This is a genomic window from Bilophila sp. T19-St14 (assembly GCF_059728385.1).
On record NZ_BAAGFT010000001.1, the window covers coordinates 952,532 to 971,457 of the forward strand.

General features: G+C 60.7%; 19 protein-coding genes and 1 pseudogene. 1 reads left to right on the forward strand and 19 read right to left on the reverse strand.

The features are described from left to right. Positions 1–475: 475 nt before the first annotated feature. The 5 genes and pseudogenes from AC6I1V_RS04170 to AC6I1V_RS04190 all read right to left on the reverse strand — a co-directional run bounded on the left by AC6I1V_RS04170 (position 476) and on the right by AC6I1V_RS04190 (position 4,583). Positions 476–586: a hypothetical protein gene (locus tag AC6I1V_RS04170; protein ID WP_486850853.1), complete on the reverse strand. Its 111-nt coding sequence runs from the start codon at positions 584–586 to the stop codon at positions 476–478. Between the two features lie 134 nt (positions 587–720). Then, positions 721–900, reverse strand: a pseudogene (locus AC6I1V_RS04175) (sensor domain-containing diguanylate cyclase); the annotation flags it as partial. A gap of 21 nt (positions 901–921) precedes the next feature. Continuing rightward, entirely contained in the window at positions 922–1,074 is a 153-nt protein-coding gene (locus AC6I1V_RS04180; protein ID WP_486850854.1) for a hypothetical protein, read from the reverse strand. A gap of 257 nt (positions 1,075–1,331) precedes the next feature. Beyond that, a complete protein-coding gene (locus tag AC6I1V_RS04185; RefSeq protein ID WP_486854806.1) occupies positions 1,332–4,118 on the reverse strand; it encodes an EAL domain-containing protein in 2,787 nt (928 codons plus the stop codon). Positions 4,119–4,280: 162 nt separating this feature from the next. After that, on the reverse strand, positions 4,281–4,583 hold the full coding sequence (locus AC6I1V_RS04190) for a hypothetical protein (RefSeq protein WP_486854807.1): 303 nt from the start codon (positions 4,581–4,583) through the stop codon (positions 4,281–4,283). 491 nt (positions 4,584–5,074) lie between these two features. On the opposite strand from AC6I1V_RS04190, the gene AC6I1V_RS04195 reads away from it, so the two are divergent. Beyond that, the gene (locus tag AC6I1V_RS04195; protein WP_497736865.1) at positions 5,075–6,082 is read left to right on the forward strand and encodes a methyltransferase; all 1,008 of its coding nucleotides are present in this window, start codon (positions 5,075–5,077) and stop codon (positions 6,080–6,082) included. Between the two features lie 186 nt (positions 6,083–6,268). On the opposite strand, the gene phnN is transcribed toward AC6I1V_RS04195, so the two are convergent. The 14 genes from phnN to AC6I1V_RS04265 all read right to left on the reverse strand — a co-directional run bounded on the left by phnN (position 6,269) and on the right by AC6I1V_RS04265 (position 18,919). Then, positions 6,269–6,841, reverse strand: coding sequence for a phosphonate metabolism protein/1,5-bisphosphokinase (PRPP-forming) PhnN (gene phnN / locus AC6I1V_RS04200; protein WP_486850874.1), 573 nt, complete (start codon positions 6,839–6,841; stop codon positions 6,269–6,271). After that, on the reverse strand, positions 6,841–7,980 hold the full coding sequence (locus tag AC6I1V_RS04205) for an alpha-D-ribose 1-methylphosphonate 5-triphosphate diphosphatase (RefSeq protein ID WP_302552850.1): 1,140 nt from the start codon (positions 7,978–7,980) through the stop codon (positions 6,841–6,843). The genes phnN and AC6I1V_RS04205 overlap by 1 nt, the downstream gene beginning before the upstream one ends. A 25-nt stretch (positions 7,981–8,005) precedes the next feature. Then, entirely contained in the window at positions 8,006–8,695 is a 690-nt protein-coding gene (gene phnL / locus AC6I1V_RS04210) for a phosphonate C-P lyase system protein PhnL (RefSeq protein ID WP_302552849.1), read from the reverse strand. Between the two features lie 3 nt (positions 8,696–8,698). Continuing rightward, the gene (phnK, locus tag AC6I1V_RS04215; protein ID WP_483971931.1) at positions 8,699–9,484 is read right to left on the reverse strand and encodes a phosphonate C-P lyase system protein PhnK; all 786 of its coding nucleotides are present in this window, start codon (positions 9,482–9,484) and stop codon (positions 8,699–8,701) included. Continuing rightward, positions 9,481–10,365 carry an alpha-D-ribose 1-methylphosphonate 5-phosphate C-P-lyase PhnJ gene (locus AC6I1V_RS04220; protein WP_486854063.1) on the reverse strand — a complete coding sequence of 295 codons (885 nt, stop codon included), beginning with the start codon at positions 10,363–10,365 and terminating at the stop codon, positions 9,481–9,483. The genes phnK and AC6I1V_RS04220 overlap by 4 nt, the downstream gene beginning before the upstream one ends. Continuing rightward, entirely contained in the window at positions 10,366–11,475 is a 1,110-nt protein-coding gene (locus tag AC6I1V_RS04225; protein ID WP_337430539.1) for a carbon-phosphorus lyase complex subunit, read from the reverse strand. Next, on the reverse strand, positions 11,466–12,068 hold the full coding sequence (phnH, locus tag AC6I1V_RS04230) for a phosphonate C-P lyase system protein PhnH (protein WP_337430540.1): 603 nt from the start codon (positions 12,066–12,068) through the stop codon (positions 11,466–11,468). Before phnH ends, AC6I1V_RS04225 begins: the two co-directional genes overlap by 10 nt. Further along, complete coding sequence (gene phnG, locus AC6I1V_RS04235; protein ID WP_486854064.1) at positions 12,068–12,511, reverse strand: phosphonate C-P lyase system protein PhnG; 444 nt, start codon at positions 12,509–12,511, stop codon at positions 12,068–12,070. The genes phnH and phnG overlap by 1 nt, the downstream gene beginning before the upstream one ends. Next, on the reverse strand, positions 12,508–13,233 hold the full coding sequence (locus AC6I1V_RS04240) for a DUF1045 domain-containing protein (protein WP_302552843.1): 726 nt from the start codon (positions 13,231–13,233) through the stop codon (positions 12,508–12,510). Before AC6I1V_RS04240 ends, phnG begins: the two co-directional genes overlap by 4 nt. Further along, on the reverse strand, positions 13,233–14,024 hold the full coding sequence (phnE, locus tag AC6I1V_RS04245; RefSeq protein ID WP_482330650.1) for a phosphonate ABC transporter, permease protein PhnE: 792 nt from the start codon (positions 14,022–14,024) through the stop codon (positions 13,233–13,235). Before phnE ends, AC6I1V_RS04240 begins: the two co-directional genes overlap by 1 nt. 75 nt (positions 14,025–14,099) lie before the next feature. Beyond that, the gene (gene phnD, locus AC6I1V_RS04250) at positions 14,100–15,065 is read right to left on the reverse strand and encodes a phosphonate ABC transporter substrate-binding protein (RefSeq protein WP_486854065.1); all 966 of its coding nucleotides are present in this window, start codon (positions 15,063–15,065) and stop codon (positions 14,100–14,102) included. Positions 15,066–15,087: 22 nt separating this feature from the next. Further along, complete coding sequence (gene phnC / locus AC6I1V_RS04255; protein WP_486854066.1) at positions 15,088–15,906, reverse strand: phosphonate ABC transporter ATP-binding protein; 819 nt, start codon at positions 15,904–15,906, stop codon at positions 15,088–15,090. 524 nt (positions 15,907–16,430) lie between these two features. Continuing rightward, complete coding sequence (locus AC6I1V_RS04260; protein ID WP_497736866.1) at positions 16,431–17,663, reverse strand: MFS transporter; 1,233 nt, start codon at positions 17,661–17,663, stop codon at positions 16,431–16,433. Between the two features lie 635 nt (positions 17,664–18,298). Further along, the gene (locus AC6I1V_RS04265; protein WP_486854068.1) at positions 18,299–18,919 is read right to left on the reverse strand and encodes a flavodoxin family protein; all 621 of its coding nucleotides are present in this window, start codon (positions 18,917–18,919) and stop codon (positions 18,299–18,301) included. Positions 18,920–18,926: the final 7 nt, after the last annotated feature.

The window sequence follows — 18,926 nt, forward strand, 5'->3', positions numbered from 1 at the left end:
GGTCACGAACGGCTCCTTTCAAACGGGATGCCCCATCTTACCCGATATTGTATAATTTGCCGTGATCGGCGTCACGTATCCCGTCTTTCCCCCCAAACCGGGGCCCTCAGGATGCCCTCCCTTGCCCGGCATGCCTTCCGCACTGTCCTGTTTCCCACTCCCACCGCCCTAACAACCACCATGCGGAACAGGCTGCCCCTTCCAGCGGCTTTCGGGACAGGGAAATGAGCAGCCGGGGTTCCAGAGCGTCACCCGGTTGCGCCCCGCTTCTTTAGACATAATAAAGGGCGGAATCCGCATGGCGGAACAGCTCGGAAATGGCCTTTCCGCTCTCCTCAGACGTGCCTATAATGCCGACAACGTAAACCGATAGCCCCCGACGCTGATGCTGAAACGCACATCCCGATCGGCATGGACAAGCAGCCGTTCCGTGCAGGCTTCCCGGATCGCCTCAAGCTAGCGGAACAAGGCACCCTCATCGGCATCGGGCAGGAGCAGCGCAAAATCCGTCTCCCCCAAGCCGTGCGAACGTCGCTGGGTCGGGGAGCTTCTCCCCCGCGAGCTTTGCGAACTCCCGCAGAACCATATCCCCGGCGGCGTGGCCGAACGTACCGTTGATGCCCTTGACGCATCCACATCAATGGACGCCTGCCCCTTCCCCGCCTTTTCCTGCACCCGGCGCAGCCCGCCGGAAAGCACCTTGCGGAAGTAGCGGCGGTTTCAAAGGGCCATAAACGGATCACTATAAGAAAGCCCACGCAGCATACGCGCGTCCTTTTGCAGGCTGCCGAGCATGACGTTGAGCATGGCCCGCAGTTCCGCGATTTCGTCATGCCCCTTGACGGCAATGGAGGATTCCGCTCCGCCTTCCGCGACCCGGTACGCGGACAGCGTGGTTTCGCGGAGCGGCGCTCACCTTCTTCATCCCGTGCCAGATCCACCCCGCGCGATGGGGAACACGGCGGCAATGGAAGCCGCAAGCGCCTTCATATGGGTTACGGCGGATCGCCTGTCCACTTCGATTTCCTGGAGCTTCCATTCAAGGATGCTGGCGATCCCTGACTCAGCGGGCATGATGCTCTTCCCGGCCTGCTTTTGGCAGAAGGCATTTGGCTGGCTGTTCCTTTGGGACTTCGGGGAAAAAACGTCAACCATTTCCTATGGCACAGCCTCTGGCTTATGGCACCGCCTCCCTTGCGGCCTCCCCTTAGGAGTCCCATAGCGGAAAAGCCATATCCGAAAAAATTCCCGGACATGGCTTTATCCCGTTACGGAAGGGCTCCTTGGATACAAAGGGAAAATATATCCGGCTTCACATGCCCTGCGGCCCCTTACGAAGCCCCATTCCTGATTTCTTCGCCGTGCGGCACGTTGCCTTTCTCCAGGAGCCCCTCAAATGCGTCCTTCGGCATCGGCTTCGCGTAGTAGAATCCCTGCGCATAGTAACAGCCGAGCTCAATAAGCATTTCAGCCTGCTTCGCGTTTTCCACGCCCTCACAGATGACCTGCATGCCCAGCTCCCCGGCCATGTGGATGACGTTGCTGATGACAATCCGTTCCCTCGTCCCGAACATCCCGCGCCGCACGAAGCTGCGATCGAGTTTGAGCACGTCGGCCATCAACTGCTGCAACTGCCCAAGGGAAGAATACCCTGATCCGAAATCGTCGATGGCGATCATGAAGCCGAGCTCCTTCAGCCGCAACACTTGGGCACAGACGATTTGGGGATTGCGCATGATCGCGCTTTCGGTAATTTCCAACTCCAAAAGCGCGTGCGGGACATTGTGGCGATCCGCAATCGCCGCGGCAAGTTCGGGAAAGTCCGGGCTGTCGAAGTGCAGGCTCGAAAAATTGCAGGAAACGGGATTGACGTTCATCCCGCGATCCAACCACTCGCGCACGGTTCGGCAAACCAGTTCGTAAATATACAGATCCACTTCGACCACGGAACCGTTCCGTTCAAAAAACGGGATAAAGCTTCCCGGCATAAGGAGGCCCCGCGTAGGATGGTTCCACCGAACCAGCGCCTCGCAGCCGATGAGTGCGCCGTCCCGCATATCCACCTTGGGCTGGAAATGGGCGTCGAACTCCCCTTTGAACAGGGCAATCTCCAGCCTTCCCTCCAGTTCGCGCTGCAGCAGCGCTGCCTGCCGCATCTTCTCGTCATAAAGGACAATGGTCTTCATCGTCTGCTTGGCGTTCCTGCGCGCGTAGTTGGCAAAATCCAACATGCGGTGCATATCGAACTCTTCCGTCCCGCTCACCAAATAAATGCCGAATACCGTGATAATCCGGTACGCAATGTCCTGCAGGCGCCGCCACTCGTCCAGCTCCATGTCGATTTCTTCTATGCGCGCACGCAGAGATTCCCAATCGGAACAGCGCACCAGCAGGATAAAGTGATCCGCCGATGCACGGGCACAGCACTCCCCATCCTTGACGTTGCGCTGGAGGATCGCGCCGAAGGCCCGCAGGATCTGATCGCCCACAGCGAAACCGAGGTTGGCGTTGATCGTTTTGAACTGGTTGATGTCCCCGTACAGCAGGGCATAGCTTCCGTCCGGCGCGCTCCGGAGCAGCCTGCCGGCCTCCACATAGAACTTGTTCATGTTGTCGAGGCCGGTCAGCCCGTCCCGGTACAGCAGGGCCTGTATGCGGTGGTTGCTCCTCGTCTTGATGACGAGGTTGTAGACCAACAGCAGCAAGATCACCCCAAATACCGCCAGCATCCCACACCCTACCTCAATAAGGTGCTGGGCCACAAAATCGAGCAGCGCGATCTGGCGGGGCTTGGTGGTGTTCTTCAGCACCAGTTCGTCCATCCACTCCGCCGCAGTATATTGGATACACTTGTCCAGTATGGAGAGGAGGCGCGGATCTGCGCACTTGGAAATGCCGAAGCAAATTTCACTTACGTACTTGTTCATGCTCGTAGCCGTCAGGGACTCATAACGGCGCTCCGAGAGCAGTTGGTTGGTCACATAGACGTTCGCATAAACCGCGTCCGCGTCGCCCCTGAGCAGCGCATCAAAACATTCCCGCACGTTCTGGTAAAAAATGATTTCCTTGCCGGGATGATCCGCCGCCACATGCTCCGAAAACCAATACCCTCCTTGGAGGGCTATCCGTTCGATGGCTTGCGGCTGCTTGGGCCGCACCAGCATGATGGGCGCCCGCAGGTAGTGGCGGGTCGTATGCATCTTGTTTCGCTCGTCCCAGAGGTAATCCCCCGTTACGGAGCAGACAAGATCAATGAGCCCTTCCTTGAGCTTCCCCAGCGCCTCGGCCTGCCCCATAGGCTCAAAACGGAAGCGCAATCCCGTGTATTCTGAAAAAGCGGCCAGCAGATCCGACGTGACGCCGGAGAACATCCCGGTTTCGGGATCAATATACTCCAGCGGCGCCCATGAGGGATCATATGCCGCAACAATCACATCCGCCTGTTTGAGGTACGCTTCCTCCTCCTTGGTGAACACAGGCTGCTGCGCCATGCTGACGGCAAAATACTTGTCGTACAGCCGCATCATGTAGTTGGGATCGCGCAGCACGATGGAATTCATCGCCGTATCAAGGCGGGCAAGCAAATCCGGCCTGTTTTTCGCCACGGCGATATATACCGGCTCCGGGGAGAACTGGGCCACGCTTCGGAACGTGCTGCTGCGGCCAAGATGCGTAATGGCGGCGCCGTCAAGCGTCCCGTCCTCAAGGGCGCTCAATAACGCCTGCGTCTCGGCATAGGGGATGATGACCGGCTTGACGCCGGACTTCTCGCAATACCGCAGAAAACGCTCCCCATCGCTGCTGCCCCGAATGATGCCGACCCGCATCCCTTGGAAGGAACGAAAATCTTCGTAGCCATATCGTTTGTCGTCAGCCCTGACATTGAGGGTGACGTAAAGCGTCCCCATAGGCAGGTTGGAGAAGAGCACCTCTTTTTCCCGTTCTTCCGTGCGGAACACGGCGGGAAGCATGTCTATGCGCCCTTCCAAAAGCTCATGCCATGCGTTTTCCCAACTGCCCGCATCCACCATTTCATAACGCATGCCGCCGACCTTGGCGAGCTTCTGCAGTAATTCGATATTAAAGCCAATATACTCAGCGGCCCGGCCACGGGACATATAATCCCCGTCCTCGTAATACCCCACCCGGACGGAACCCCCGTTATCATCTGCCTGCGCGGGAAAACAAAAGAACAAACAGCACAGGATGATCGCCCTCAAAACGGATATCCCGCGTATCCATGCCTTCTCATTCTCCGACCCTGTTCCTTGCCGCTAGGGTTATATAAAGCGGCATGCCCGGACATGCCGTTTGGCTCCAACCTTCCGGAACGCCGCCGGACTGTATGGGTACACTATATGTTTTCTCAAAAAAATCATAGTGTTTCCTAAAAACATACTGCGTGTCGAAACACGATATGATGCCATTTTAACATATTTTTCAGGATGCGATAGCGTAAATAAAAAATGACGGTACATCATATCATTTATTTTAACGATAAAAAACATACCAATGCGGCACCCCCCAAAAATGCCCCCCTCTTCCTCGGCTTCCGCAAGCTGCGTATCGTCAGGCAGGCCCATATGAAAACGCCTCTCCAGCATACTTTCTCACAGCACGGCAGCACAAGCCGTCCTGACGGCAGGCATAGGCCCCAAGAGGCCCGCAGCCGTACAGCCCCATACAAAAAAATTTTTCAATGAAGAATAAGATGCCTCCCTGGGCCGTGTCGTCATTTTACATGGGACTATTGAAAATTATTGAAAACAATATGTTGCGGCTTGAAAATAGTTAATTAATTTCAACAGATTATATCTAATTGACGACACACCCTAAAACAGCCGCCCGCCGCATACACGGGCGCCATCCCCCCGGAGGCATTCGCTTTTGCAATGAAAGCCACATTTTAACTATATGAAATTCAAAATGAATTTTTGAAAAAAAATCATCACAAAGGCAAATGCCTCTCCACCCGCCGATACTTGACCGTCGGGCTTCGGGTTCCCCCTCATCGAATCTCGGCGGTTGTGGCAACGTGCGAGGGATGCTACTCCCCAAAGACAGGAGGTGCGCTATGAAAAACTGGACCCCTTCCGCCTTGCTCCACGCTTCAGGAATGTATTGGGAAAGCTGCGCTATCCACGCCGCCGTGCATCTGGACGTATTCACCCCGCTGGCCAACGGGCCGCTGACTGTGGCGGAACTCGCCGACCGGACAGGGTGCGCCCCCCAAAGCCTCGGCCGCCTTATAACCGCCCTGTGCGGCATGGGCCTGCTGAGCCGCCAAGGTGAAACCTGCGAACTGCCGCCCTTTTCGCGGAATCACCTGTGCCGCGGCAACCCCGGCTATATCGGGCACATTGTGGAACACCACCGCCACCTTATGCCCGGCTGGGCCAAACTGGACGAGGCCGTCCGCGAAAACAGGCCGATCCGCCGCCGCTCTTCCGTCGAGGCCGAGGATACGGGCGAGCGGGAAAGTTTCCTCATGGGGATGTACAATATCGCCAACGCTCAGGCGGAACGCAGCGTTCCGCACATCGACCTTTCCGGCCGTTCCCACCTGCTTGATCTCGGCGGCGCGACCGGGGCCTATGCCATCCACTTCTGCCGCCGCAACCCCGGCTTGAGCGCCACGGTTTTCGATCTCCCCACAACACGCCCCTTTGCGAAACGCGTCATCGCCGATTCAGGCATGGCCGATCGCATCATTTTCACGGGCGGGGACTTTACCACCGAAGACCTTCCCGGCGGGTTCGATGTAGCTTGGCTCTCCCAGATCCTGCACGGCGCGGGCTTTGACGAGTCCGCCAACATTGTACGGAAAGCCGCGCAGTCGCTCGTTCCGGGCGGCCTTCTGCTCATTCAGGAATTCATCCTCGACGACAACCGCAGCGGGCCGCAGCACCCGGCGCTGTTCGATCTCAACATGCTTGTCGGGACGCCTGACGGGCAGTCCTACACAAGGCAGGAGCTTGCCGGATTCATGCGCAACGCGGGGCTTGAGGACATCCGCCGCCTCCCGCTGGATCTTCCGCAGGGGTGCGGCATCATGGCCGGGACGGTGCCTGTGGGCGTATAAATTAAGAATGTGGGGGAGGAGGCCTTTTGAAAAAGGCCCCCTCCCCCACACCCCCACCCGCGAAAACTTCGACTGGCGGGGAGGTTGCAAAAGGGAGTTCCGTTGCAGCAAAGAAAAAAGGAAGCCGCCGCTTCCTTTTCCGTCCGATAACAATATGAATTGCCGGGATAGGGTTCCCGATCCGCTTTACTGGCGAAAAGCCGTTTTTTCTTCAACCAACCGTGCAACCATCCGGTAAAAAGCCTCCGCCGACTCCTCCAGCGGGCCGGAGTTGTCGATACGGCGTACCCCGTTGGGATATTCGGCAGGCATCGAAGCACGGGCGATGCGCTCTTCAATATCCGCGCCCTGTTCCCGGCCCCGCGCCAGCAGACGCGCCCGAAGTACGGCAGCGTCCACTTCCACGAGCACGGGGACAAGGTTGGGGAAACGGCGGATCGCTTCGGGCAGATACCCCCGCGAACCGTTCATGAGCACCACATGCCCGTGAGCAAGCGTTGTTTCGATGCCTTTCCCGATGCCGTACCGGAGGCCGTGGCTTTGCCAGTCCATCACGAACTCCCCGGACGCCGCCATAGCCGCGAACCGTTCCGGGGAGACGGCGATATGGCGTTCGCCCCTAGCAGAGAGAGGCCGCGTGATGTATCGCCGGGCGAAGGCCACCGGGAGCCCCTGCAAACGGGGACGCAGGGCTTGCAGCAGGCTGTCCTTGCCCGAACCCGAAGCGCCCATGACGTAAACAAGCTGGCCCTGCCGCATCAGAAAACCTCCGTGCCTTCCCGCCAGACATTCCGAACCACGGGCTGCCCCTCAACCATGCCCACGCGCACAAGATCCGCCCGCCGCCCCACTTCGAGGCTGCCGCGATCCGTGAGGCCCACGGCTTCGGCGGGATTGGCGGTCACGAGCCCCACCGCAGCCGGGAGGGACATATACCCGCCCTCGCTCAAAGCAAAAGCCGCTTCAAGAAGGCTGACGGGCACATAGTCCGAGGAAAGGCTCCCCAGATACCCGGCCTGTGCGATCTCCAGCGCGGAAATATTCCCCGAATGCGAGCCGCCGCGCACCACGTTGGGCGCTCCCATGAGCACGAGCATACCGTTTTCGGAGGCATGGCGCGCCGCCTCCATCGTGGTGGGGAATTCGCTGATGGCGATGCCGTTATCGAGGGCTTCTTCGACGTGTTCCACAAGCGTGTCGTCGTGGCTCGCCATCGGCAGGCCGCGTTCCCTGCAGAAAGCCATGACGGACGCGGCATTGTCCTCCGCGCAGCCGTCGCGCGCGGTCTGAAGCCGTTCGACGACCTGCTCGAATTCCTCATCCGTCCACGAGGCGATGTTGCTGTAATAGGTGCGGTAGGAAGAGGTATCGCGCCACTGGCGCTGGCCCGGCGTGTGATCCATGAGCGACACGAGGCTGAGCGCGGGCGTATCGGACAGCGGGAAGAAAAGATCCTGCATCCGGGGGTCGGCCACTTCACAGCGCAGGTGCAGCAGGTGCTCAGACCGGAGTTTCCCGGTGGAGCGGCAACTGTTCAGCGCGCCCACGGCCTTGCCGAGCATGGCGATACGGCCTTTGTCGTGGTACTCGCCCACGGAAAGGGCATCGAAGACGGTCGTGATCCCGGACGCGATGATCTGGGCGTCGTGGGCGAAAAAGGCGGGCACGCCCTGAGGCCAGAGCACTTTGGGGCGCGGGATGAAATGCTTTTCAAGGTTGTCGGTGTGGAGCTCCACAAGGCCGGGCATCAAGTAGTCGCCTTCCAGATCGATGCGTTCCGCGAGCGAACTCGCGCCGTTGTCGAGAGAAACGATGCGCCCGTCGCGGACGACGAGAGTGCCCTCCACGACCGCGTCGGGCGTGATCAGCTTGGCGTTGGTGAATACGGTTTCGTTCATGGCTGTATACTCTTGATGAAAAAGGTTACGGGCGTCTGACGGGAATGGTGCGATCGGCCACGGCTTCGCGGGCCACGTCATCGTGGAAAATGCCCACGATGGCGGCCCCGTCCCCGCGCGCCTCGCGGATCAGGTCGATGACCACCTGCCGGTTCGCGCCGTCCAGCGAGGCCGTGGGCTCGTCGAGCAGAAGGATGGGGGACGGGCGGATGAAGCCGCGCGCGATGTTCACCCGCTGCTGCTCGCCGCCGGAAAACGTGGCGGGCGCGATGTGCCACAGGCGTTCGGGCAGGTTTAGCCGGGAAAGCAGCCCTTCGGCGCGGCGGCGGGCGGCGGCCTGCCCTTCGCCCGCCTCAAGCAGGGGTTCCGCGACCAGATCCAGCGTGCCCACGCGGGGGATGACCCGCAGGAACTGGCTGACGTAGCTGATGCAGCCCCGCCGCAGCCGGATGACGGTCCGGGGATCGGCGCTGGTGATGTCCACATCCTCCCCGCCGCAGCGGACCCGGATGGAGCCGCCCGTGGGGAGGTAGTTGCCGTAGAGGGCGCGCAGGAGCGTGGACTTGCCCGCGCCGGACGGCCCGTGCAGGGCGACGCACTCGCCCGCGTCCACGGAAAAGCTGATCCCGGAAAGGGCCTCGATCGCCACCCCGCCCTGCTGGTGCAGCACGAAGGTCTTGCTCAGGTTTCGGACTTCAATGATGGGAGTGTTCATGGCTTACCCTTGCAGGATGGAAGAGACGAGGAGTTGCGTGTAGGCGTGATGCGGATCGTCGAGCACCTGATCGGTGAGCCCCGTTTCCACGACCTCCCCCCGGTACATGACCATGAGCCGGTGCGAGAGCAGGCGGGCCACGGCGAGATCGTGGGTGACGAGGATGACCGCCAGATCCATGTCCAGCACAAGATGGCGCAGAAGGTCGAGCAGGCGGGCCTGCACGGACACGTCGAGGCCGCCGGTGGGCTCGTCCATGAACACCAGACGCGGCGACGTGACGAGGTTCCGGGCGATTTGCAGGCGCTGCTGCATTCCCCCGGAATAGAGGGCGGGCTTGTCGTCGATGCGCCCGGCGTCGATCTCCACGCGCTCCAGCCATTGCAGGGCCCTGCCGCGCAGCGTGCCGTAATGTCGCGCGCCTTCGGCCATCAGCCGTTCGCCGATGTTCGCCCCGGCGCTGACCTGCATACGCAGGCCGTCCGAGGGGCGCTGGTGCACGAATCCGAGTTCGGAACGCAGAAGGCGGCGCTTTTCGCCTTCCGGCAATGCGTGGATATTCCGCTCACGCCCGGCGGCGTCGCGGTAGACGATCGTCCCGGAGGTCGGTTCCATGCGTCCCGAAAGCATATTCAGGAGCGTGCTTTTGCCCGACCCGGATTCGCCCACGATGCCGAGCACTTCACCGGGCCAGAGGTCGAAGGAGACGTCACGGCAGCCGATGTGCTCCCCGTAACGGCGGGTCAGGTTCCTGGCCGACAGGATGGGGGCGGCGTTCCAGTCCTTCATTGCGCGCCTCCCTGCCCGTCCCGCACGGCGGCCCGGCGGGCGCAACAGTCGGTATCGGAACATACGAACATGCGGTTCCCCTGATCGTCGAGGATGACTTCGTCCAGATAGGTGTCCGTGGAGCCGCAGATGGCGCAGGCTTCGTCCCACGACTGCACGGTGAAGGGGTAATCCTCGAAATCGAGGCTTTCCACATCGGTATACGGCGGGATGGCGTACAGCCGCTTTTCGCGCCCAGCCCCGAAGAGCTGCAGCGCCGGGCATTGGTGCATCTTGGGGTTGTCGAAACGCGGGATGGGCGAAGGGCTCATGATGTACCGCCCGGCCACGCGCACAGGGTAATCGAAGCCCGTGGCGATGGTCCCGTGATGCACGATGTCCTCGTACAGCTTGACGTTCATGATCCCGTATTCCTCCAGCGCGTGGAGGGTGCGGGTTTCCTGTTCGCTCGGTTCAAGCCAACGCAGCGGCTCCGGCAGCGGCACCTGATACACCATGATCTGCGACTCGGTGAGCGGCTGTTCGGGGATGCGGTGGCGGGTCTGGATGATGGTGGCCTCGTCCGTATGGATCGTGGTGGCGACGCCGGTGGTCTTACGGAAGAAATCCCGGATGGACACGGCGTTGGTGGTGTCGTCGGAACCCTGATCGATGACCTTGAGCACATCGTCCCTGCCGAGGATGCTCGCGGTAATCTGAATCCCGCCGGTCCCCCACCCGCAGGGCATGGGCATCTCGCGGCTGGCGAACGGCACCTGATAGCCGGGGATGGCCACGGCCTTGAGGAGCCCCCGCCGGATCATGCGTTTGGTCGTTTCGTCAAGATAGGCGAACGCATAGCCCTCAAGCGGCGCGCTCGCGCAAACGTCGGTCTGTGACATCTAGATATCCTTGTCGTTCTGCCGCTTGGCGCGCAAGCCGCGGATAAGGGAAAGATCGGCCTGAAAGTCCACGTAATGCGGCAGCTTGATGTGCTGGACAAAGCCCGAGGCGTCCACGTTGTCGCCGTGCAGGAGCACGAATTCGGGGTTCTGCGCCGGGCCGACGACGGGTTCGTCCAGTTCCTTGGCGCGGAGGGCGCGATCCGTGATGGACATGGACAGCGCCTTGCGCTCGTTGCTGCCGAAAACCAGCCCGTAGCCCCGCGTGAAGCACGGCGGGCGGGCCGTCCCGGTATAGCGGCTCACGGTTTCGCATTCGGTCAGCTCGATTTCGCCGATAACGACATCGAAGCCGAGCTCTTCGGAGAAAAAGGACACTTCCACCCATCCCCGGCGCAGTTCCCCGGTGAAGGGATGCACAGCGCCGAAGCCGCGCTGTGTGGAATAGGCCATGCCGAGCAGAAACCCTTCGTCGGCGCGGGCCAGCGCCTGAAGGCGCACGCCGCGATCCGCCGGGTCATCGGCGGGCAGTTCCAGAGGCTGGCGGGTGATGTCGCGGCAGGCACCGTCCTCCGACGGCGCGGGCCGTTCGAGCAGCCCTTCCGCAACCAGCGCGTCGAGCGCACGCGGCAGCGGCCCGCCGAGCGGGGAATCCGCATCGGTTTCTACTGGAAGAGGGGAAGGTTCGGCGGCTCCGGCTTCAGCGCGGGAGAGGCTGCGATCCAGCAGGCGGTGCGTATAGTCGAACGTCGCACCAAGGATCTGCCCGCCGGGGAGATCCTTCCATGTGGCGGAAATGCGCCGCAGTACGCGCATGGCTGACGTGTCCACGGCAAGCGAACTGCCGAACCGGGGAAGCGTAGTCCGGTAGGCACGGACGAGGAACACGGCTTCCACCAAATCGCCCTGCGCCTGCTTGATGGCCAGCGCGGCGAGATCCCGGTCGTACAGCGAGCCTTCGGCCATGACCCGATCCACGGCAAGCCGCAACTGCCCGATCAGCTGCTCGATCCCCAGAGCGGGGACGGAGGGGTCTCCCCGCCCTTCCCGGCGGAGAAGTTCGTGGGCGGCGGAAATGGCCTTTTCCCCGCCTTTGACCGCTACATACATGACGCACTCTCCTGGGGCAGACGTTCAAGGCGCGTGGTGCGCGGCAGACCGGCCACGCCGTCGGCGCCGCACAGCAGCATGTCCACGCCGAGCGGGAAGCCCGACGTATTCTCGCGCCACCGCTCCGCAAAATCTTCGGGCAACGTGCAGGTAAAGGCAGTTTCTCCGCAGATGCCGGGGCCGGAAGCCCGGAAACGGGTTCCCGCATCAAAGGCCAGACCGGCAAGCAGGACGGTTGCGGAACGGTCGGGATAGGCGGGAACGCCCTGCGCGAAAGCGGACAGGGGCGGCAGTTCGGAAGCGTCCGCCACCAGCGCGAAGGCCGCCTTGTCCGCCTCTTCGACGATCGGACAGCCGCAGTGGAAACGGAGCCACGCTGTCGTTCCATCCTTCCGCAGGCCCGGAGAGAGCCAGAGCGGGGATTCGCCGTCGCACAGGGTCAAGGCAAGATCCGCCAGCACGGGCGAAAGGCCGTCCGGCACGGACTGGGGGAATACGGGCAGGCGGCAAAGCCGCGCGGGACGGGACATGGCGTCGAGCACAACGCGGAACACCCGCTGCATATCGAATACGGGCTGAGAAAAGGCCGGCATCAATCTTCTCCTCGGACAAGCGTAAAGAAATCAACACGGGTAGGCTCGACGGCGGCGGCATCCTCCCGCACCCGGCGGGCGCGTTCCGCTTCCAGCGCTGGGAGCAGTTCCCGATCAAGGGCTTCCGCATAGCCATCCCGCTGCCAGAGGGCATCGTACAGGGCGGCAAGCTCGGCGCGGCGGGCGGCCTCGCCGAGAATCCACGCGTACCCGAGACAGCCGTCCTTCAATGAGACCACGCAGCGCGTCGCAAGCGCTTCGCCCACATTGAAGGCGTCGCCGGTGTTGCCCACGCGGCCCCGGATCATGACCAGCCCGGTTTCCGGCCCGCGGACTACTTCGTAATCCGGCGGCGTAACGGCGGAGAGCCCCGCTTCGAGACGCTCCACGGATGCGAGGGCCAGCAGCCGCATCCTTTTTTGTCGAATGGTGTGAGACATCATGCTTTTTCCCGTGCAGTCTGTACGTTGGCGAACGGAAGCCGCGCCACGGCGGAAAAGGGCCGATTGCGGTTTTCCTGTTTGAAAAGGGTCAGGGCATCGATACGGAGCGGAGCGTCCAGCACGCCCTCCAGCGCCTTGCGCAGGCCCGCGCCCACAAGCGCACGCAATCCCGCGTCGGCAATGCCGTCGGTCAGCGTGATGTGGAACTGGAACGAATCAAGGACGCGGTGGTAGCCCCACATATACAGGTTGCTGCGTTCCTCAAGGGACAGATGGCCGCGCCGGGCCACATCCTCGGTTTTCAGGGGAGCCCGGAAGGCATCCAGATCCATCACGCAGGCGCGCTCCAGAAAGGACAGCAGAGAGCACTTCGTTGAGGGAACGAGCGCGTAAAAGCCTTTTTCCTCCTTGCCCAGATAGGCGAGGGACAGGGACGGAATTTCAAAGGGAAGGAAGCGGGCCGCCACTTCACCCGTGGAGCGCAGCAACTGGCTGTCCATCCCAGGATGGCGGAGTTCAAAAGGCGCCTTGAGCGTCGCGTGCAACCCGTAATGGGCGGGAACGCGGGTGACCGCCTTCCAGAAAACGGGATCCACACCCGGAGGCGTCGCCTGCGGCACATTCAGGCCCCCAAGGGCATCACGGCCCAGCAGCGGGGTCACCACCTGATACAGGGCGTCGGCCACGGAAGGCGCGTAGTACACGGCATAGCGGGCAGGCATTACAGCACCCTCTTCCGCAGCTGCTGCGAGAGCATGTCGAAGACGACCACGACCAGCACGATGAGGGCCATGACGGCGCACGTCTGCTCGAAAGCGAAGCTGCGGATCAATTCCCACAGCACCATGCCGATGCCGCCCGCGCCGACCATGCCCACGACGGTGGCGGAACGCACGTTGGACTCGAAGCGGTACAGCGAATAGGAGATCCACAGAGGGAAAACCTGCGGGATAACGCCGTATATGACTTCCTCAAGGAACGAGGCCCCCGTGGAGCGCACGCCTTCGACCGGGCTCGGCTCGATGGCTTCCACGGCCTCGGAGAACAGCTTGGCGAGGACGCCCGTGGTGTGTACCCACAGGGCCAGCACGCCCGCGAAGGGGCCAAGGCCCACGGCGACCACGAACAGCATGGCGAACACCATTTCATTGATGGCGCGGGCGGCGTCCATGAGGCGGCGCACGGGATGGTAGACCCACCACGGCACGATGTTGTCGGAAGACAGGATGCCGAGCGGCACGGCGCAGACCACGGCGAGCAGCGTGCCCCAGATGGCGACTTGCAGGGTGACGACCATTTCCGTGGCGTACAGCCGCCAGTCCGTGAAATCGGGCGGGAAGAAATCCTTGATCAGCGTGAGGATGTTGCCCGACTCGGTAATCAGGGTCATGGGGCGCATTTCCGCCCCCCGCCACGACCAGACGAGAAACGCCAGTGTGACGGCCCAACCCACGAGGCGCAGCGGTTCCATAGGACGCTTGCGCGAAGGGGACAGAACAAATTCGGAACTCAAGGCAATCCTTTCGGAAAACCGGCGGTATGCCCGCCGGGAAAGACGGCGCGGAAACCTCCGCGCCGCCGAAGCGTATTACAGGGACAGCTTGTCGAGGGCTTCGTCAATCTTCTTGATGCGCTCGGCCTTTTCCGCCGCAGGCATCTCGGCGTTGGCCTCCAGCTTGCTCTTTTCGCGGAACAGTTCGAGCTGGCGGAGAGGAACGAGCTGGGCGTTGGTCGAAGGCTTGAACGGCCCCCACTGGAGTTTTTCGAGGATGGCCTTGGCGTGGGCCACATCACCCTTCACGCCGTACCCGAAGATGAAATCGGCGATCTTCTTTTTCGTGCTTTCGGGAAGGCTGTTGCGCCATACCAGCGGATCGCTCGGAATGAGCGGCGAACGCCAGATTTCGCGGATTTGCGCGGCCTTTTCAGGATGGGCGATTTCGAGGCGGCTGATGGCCTCGTTGTTGCAGGTCGCCACGTCCACCTGCCTGTTGGCAACGGCGAGCGCGTTGGACTCATGGTTGGCGGCAACCACGTTCTTGAAAATCTTCTTCGGGTCGGCGTTGTTCTTGGCGAACACGTAGTAGCCGGGCACGAGGAACCCGGAGGTGGAGTTGGGATCGCCGTTGCTGAAACGAAGCTCAGCCGCGTTCTTGAGCACGTCGTCCACGCTCTTGAGCGGGCTCTCCTTGTTCACCACAAGCAGGGAGTAGTAGCCGTCCGTACCGTCCGCCGCCGTGGTCTGGGCGAAAACGGAACCGTCGGAACGATCCACCATCTGGATGGCCCCCTTGTTGCCGATCCAGCAGAGATCGACCTTTTTGAAGCGCATCCCCTCAATGATCCCGGCGTAGTCCGAAGCGAAGAACGCCTTGACCTTGAAGCCGGTGGCCTTTTCCATGTCGGCGAGGAAGGGGTCCCACAACTGCTTGAGGTTCTGGGAGGATTCCGTGGAGATGATGCCGAAGTTCAGGACTTCCGCAGCCTTGGCACAAACGGAACCGCCAAGGACGACGACCGCCGCCGCAACGGCGATCAGGAAACGTGAAAACATGGCAAATCCTTGTTGTTGAGGTTTAGGCCACTTGAACCTGCGTCAGGGGCGGATTCCGCCGGATGTCGCTTTCCGGGCGGACAAACAGGGGGTCGCACTCCGTACCGTAGAGGCGCTTGAGGAAGGCGGGGGTCAGTTCCGCGCTCGGCCCGTCATACACGATCCGGCCATGCTTCAAGGCGATGGTGCGGGGGCAGAAGGACAGCGCGTAGTCGACCTGATGCAGGGTCACGAGCACGGTGAGCCCGTCCTTCTGGTTCAAATCGCGCAGCGTTTCCATAACATTGCGTGACGATTCCGGATCGAGCGAGGCAATGGGCTCGTCCGCCAGCAGGACGCGGGCGCGCTGCACAAGGGCGCGGGCAATGGCGGCGCGCTGTTGCTGCCCGCCGGAGAGGTTGGAGGTGCGCTGATGCGCCTTTTCCATGATGCCGACGCGGGCCAGCGCCTTGTAGGCAAGCTGGGCGTCTTCTTCATGGAAGAAACCCAGCAGGCTGCGCCACAGCGCCGTGCGCGACAGCGCGCCGAGCATGACGTTGCGAAAAACGGACATGCGATCCACCAAATTGAACTGCTGGAAGACCATGCCGATTTCCGCCCTCATGGTTCGGATGTCGCGGCTGATCACGCCCTTGTCCTGAATGAGGTGCTGCGCGACCTCGATCCGCCCGCCGTCGGCGTCGCCGGGCATGAGCCCCGCGATATGGCGCATCAGGGTCGATTTCCCAGAACCGGACGAGCCAATGAGCGCGACCATTTCGCCGGGCTTGATGTGCAGGCTGACCCGATCAAGCCCCTTCCCGCCTGAAAATGTTTTGCTGAGAGCATCTATGTGGATCATGTTGAACTCCTCACTTGTCGTTGGGCGCATAGTGGAGGAGCCGTGTGACGCGGGCGTGTCCGCTTTTTGTCGATCGTGGAGAAAAGAAGAGGCGGTTGTGCGGAGATTGTGCTACAAAGCAGAAGGCTCTGTCATGGCATGTGGTTGTTTTATTTCCATAATATAGTGAACATAAAGATTTTTATCCAGTTTTTCCATTGGCGGGATCCATAGTTAAGGCACTTTGTCGATTATTCCTTTGGAGCTTCAAAGAAAAACATCAACCATTTCCCATGCCACAGCCAAACAGAAGAGAGAGAGAGAGAGAGAGAGAGAGAGAGAGAGAGAGAGAGAGAGAGAGAATAAATCATTAGTAATAACACATATATATACAAAGAATATACAAAAAAAATCCCGCCCCGGACAAACCGGAAGCGGGGCTGAACATTCTTGATTGATGGAGGAACCTATCGGCAGAAAAAGGGCTTCACATGCCGCACCCCGAAACCGTGGAAACGGCCACAGGCCGGAAGGCGCATTTCCCCTCAATCGGTGTGCCGGATAAAGGGCTTGAGCAGCGGGGCCGACCAGTGCCACTTCACGGCAAGGATCAGCAGAAGCACCGCCGTACCCGCATAAGCCGTATCCATCCCCCACATATCATTGAGCAGATAAGCGAGGATCGGCCCGATCGCCGCGCCGAGATCCACGGCGAATGAGTACCACATCATGAATACCCGCCCTCCCCGCACGGACGCCGTATCCGAAGCTACGGAATCCGCTATCGTGGTCAGGGAAGTCCCCGTGAGCTGAATGCCGATCAGTACGGCAAGCCACAGCGGCAGAGGCAAATGTACGGCGACGAGCCCAAACAAGACGACCCCGGATGCCAGCGAAACCACCATCATGGAGCGACGGCCGAAGCGGCGATCGGACAATACGCCAATCCCCGGAGCCAGCCACGGCTCCCATCCCCAACGGATGGCTTGCAGGACACCCCCAAGCGTTGCCGCGCCCACGGCCACCCCTCCGAACAGGGCGATGCTGCCCCCGAAATGGATACGGATAAGCTCGCTGAGCGTGGATGCGTACAGGCCCTGATAGATGAGCGCCACGATAAGCCCCGTCACCATGACCCACAGAACCGTGCCGTCCTTCCACAGCCACGCCAAAGACCGCTCCTCGGCTTGCGGGCCCGCCGGGACGCCGCTGTTCCCGCGCGGCACATACATAAGCCCAAGGACAATGGTTACGGCGGTACATACGCCGAACACCATGCAGGTCACGGAAAAACCGAGCCAGTCCGCGAAAATCCCGCCGAGGAGCATCCCCGCCAGGCTGCCGATCCGGTATAATCCGTTGTACAACCCCATGAAATAGCCGCGATTATCGTCTGACGATACATTCAGGATGCAATAGAAGCCGCCGAGCCGCAGCAACGTCCACGAGATGCCCCACAGGCAGCGCAGGAAAAGCCAAGCGATGAAGCCGTCCGCAAAGGCGTAGCTGAATGTAGTGATGGTGGCGAGAACCGTGGCGATGAAAATACCCGTCCGATCGCTGATATGACGGTACAGCCAGCCCACTGCCGGATTGAGCGGAAGCCGCACCAAGCGGTTGACCGACAGGATAATGCCCACCTCCCACAAGGAGGACAGGCCCGCTTGGGCGAAACAGATGGGCAACACGATGTACAGCATCGAGTCGCCGATCAAGCAGGCCGCCGTGATCAATGAAATGACGATGACCTGCCGAGAAGCGCGTCCTTTCTCCGCCATATGCCACCCCTTTCCCTCTTGTCCCGGGCGGTTCTTTAGGGAACCCGTCATACCGGTCTTGTCACAGAATCGTAATATTGGCGTGTTAGAATCCAGTAGCGTTCTTTTTCCCAAACGGCAAACGATATCTTAAGAGGCCGCCCGGCCTCCCCCGTCCGGAGCTCCAAACGTGCTGAGCACACGTTGCAGGCTGACGGGAAGGACGCGCCCTCCCCGTACTCAGGCGCCCTGCCCGTTCCTTCTTCCTTCCGGCCCCTACCCTCTTTCCACAAGCGGCATCCTTGGCAAGGCCGTCCCCCCTTCATAGTCCGCAACATGACGTATATTTTCAGAAAGCGGCATCCCTCCCGCAATCCTACAGCAATACGCATCATTGTATTACACAACAGAAGAGCCCGCACTCCCAAAAGAATGCGGGCCCGCACAGGGGGTTCCCCTATCTCCGTAGGTACAGTTGTTCTTATTGCCAAGCAGAGCAACCCTACTAGGCGCATCGCCATTTTTTATATATAACCATTTGAAATTATTGAAAACAATCTTTTTATAATTCAAAAACAGTTAAATAATCTCAATAGATTATATCTAATTGACGACACGACCTAGGGTTCCCCCTATCACCGCAGCCTAAGCTAAGGCTAGTGGATAAAGTTGGTGGGCGTCCACGGCTCTCGCACCGGATAGGGTACGGTCCCCCTGGCAACCTCAATGCACTTGATCAGCCATGCCATGTTGTCACCCAGCGTCCGCATGATCTGCAAGCCTTCCTTGTCCTGCCTCACTTCATCCGGCGTGTTGCCGTGCACGGAGTTCCAATACTGCGAGGACACGATGGGCATACAGGAAATGGTAAAATACTTGTTCAGACGATCAAAAGCCGCGCTGGCCCCGCCACGGCGACAACTGACCACAGCGGCGGCAGGTTTGTAGGCATAGGCTCCGCTTTTCATATAGAACAGGCGATCCAAGAATGCGCACAACGCGCCGTTGGGAGCCGCATAGTAGACGGGCGACCCCACGACAAGGCCATCCGCCGCCTTCAAAAGCCCTGAACACTCGTTGACCGGATCGTCATCAAACACGCACAACCCGGTTTCCCGGCAAGCGCCGCACGCGATGCATCCCCGAATGGGCTTCGAGCCGATATGCACGATATTCGATCCGATGCCGTTTTTCTCAAGCTGTCCCGCCACTTCGCTGAGGGCGGTGTAGGTACAGCCCTTCTTGTGCGGGCTGCCATTGATAAGAAGTACGTTCATAGCAATC

Excerpts from the sequence above, each read along its gene's own strand:
- AC6I1V_RS04170 (WP_486850853.1), bottom strand. The coding sequence starts at position 586 with ATGGTTCTGCGGGAGTTCGCAAAGCTCGCGGGGGAGAAGCTCCCCGAC.
- AC6I1V_RS04180 (WP_486850854.1), bottom strand. The coding sequence starts at position 1,074 with ATGCCCGCTGAGTCAGGGATCGCCAGCATCCTTGAATGGAAGCTCCAG.
- AC6I1V_RS04185 (WP_486854806.1), bottom strand. The coding sequence starts at position 4,118 with ATGTCCCGTGGCCGGGCCGCTGAGTATATTGGCTTTAATATCGAATTA.
- AC6I1V_RS04190 (WP_486854807.1), bottom strand. The coding sequence starts at position 4,583 with ATGGGCCTGCCTGACGATACGCAGCTTGCGGAAGCCGAGGAAGAGGGG.
- AC6I1V_RS04195 (WP_497736865.1), top strand. The coding sequence starts at position 5,075 with ATGAAAAACTGGACCCCTTCCGCCTTGCTCCACGCTTCAGGAATGTAT.
- phnN (WP_486850874.1), bottom strand. The coding sequence starts at position 6,841 with ATGCGGCAGGGCCAGCTTGTTTACGTCATGGGCGCTTCGGGTTCGGGC.
- AC6I1V_RS04205 (WP_302552850.1), bottom strand. The coding sequence starts at position 7,980 with ATGAACGAAACCGTATTCACCAACGCCAAGCTGATCACGCCCGACGCG.
- phnL (WP_302552849.1), bottom strand. The coding sequence starts at position 8,695 with ATGAACACTCCCATCATTGAAGTCCGAAACCTGAGCAAGACCTTCGTG.
- phnK (WP_483971931.1), bottom strand. The coding sequence starts at position 9,484 with ATGAAGGACTGGAACGCCGCCCCCATCCTGTCGGCCAGGAACCTGACC.
- AC6I1V_RS04220 (WP_486854063.1), bottom strand. The coding sequence starts at position 10,365 with ATGTCACAGACCGACGTTTGCGCGAGCGCGCCGCTTGAGGGCTATGCG.
- AC6I1V_RS04225 (WP_337430539.1), bottom strand. The coding sequence starts at position 11,475 with ATGTATGTAGCGGTCAAAGGCGGGGAAAAGGCCATTTCCGCCGCCCAC.
- phnH (WP_337430540.1), bottom strand. The coding sequence starts at position 12,068 with ATGCCGGCCTTTTCTCAGCCCGTATTCGATATGCAGCGGGTGTTCCGC.
- phnG (WP_486854064.1), bottom strand. The coding sequence starts at position 12,511 with ATGATGTCTCACACCATTCGACAAAAAAGGATGCGGCTGCTGGCCCTC.
- AC6I1V_RS04240 (WP_302552843.1), bottom strand. The coding sequence starts at position 13,233 with ATGCCTGCCCGCTATGCCGTGTACTACGCGCCTTCCGTGGCCGACGCC.
- phnD (WP_486854065.1), bottom strand. The coding sequence starts at position 15,065 with ATGTTTTCACGTTTCCTGATCGCCGTTGCGGCGGCGGTCGTCGTCCTT.
- phnC (WP_486854066.1), bottom strand. The coding sequence starts at position 15,906 with ATGATCCACATAGATGCTCTCAGCAAAACATTTTCAGGCGGGAAGGGG.
- AC6I1V_RS04260 (WP_497736866.1), bottom strand. The coding sequence starts at position 17,663 with ATGGCGGAGAAAGGACGCGCTTCTCGGCAGGTCATCGTCATTTCATTG.
- AC6I1V_RS04265 (WP_486854068.1), bottom strand. The coding sequence starts at position 18,919 with ATGAACGTACTTCTTATCAATGGCAGCCCGCACAAGAAGGGCTGTACC.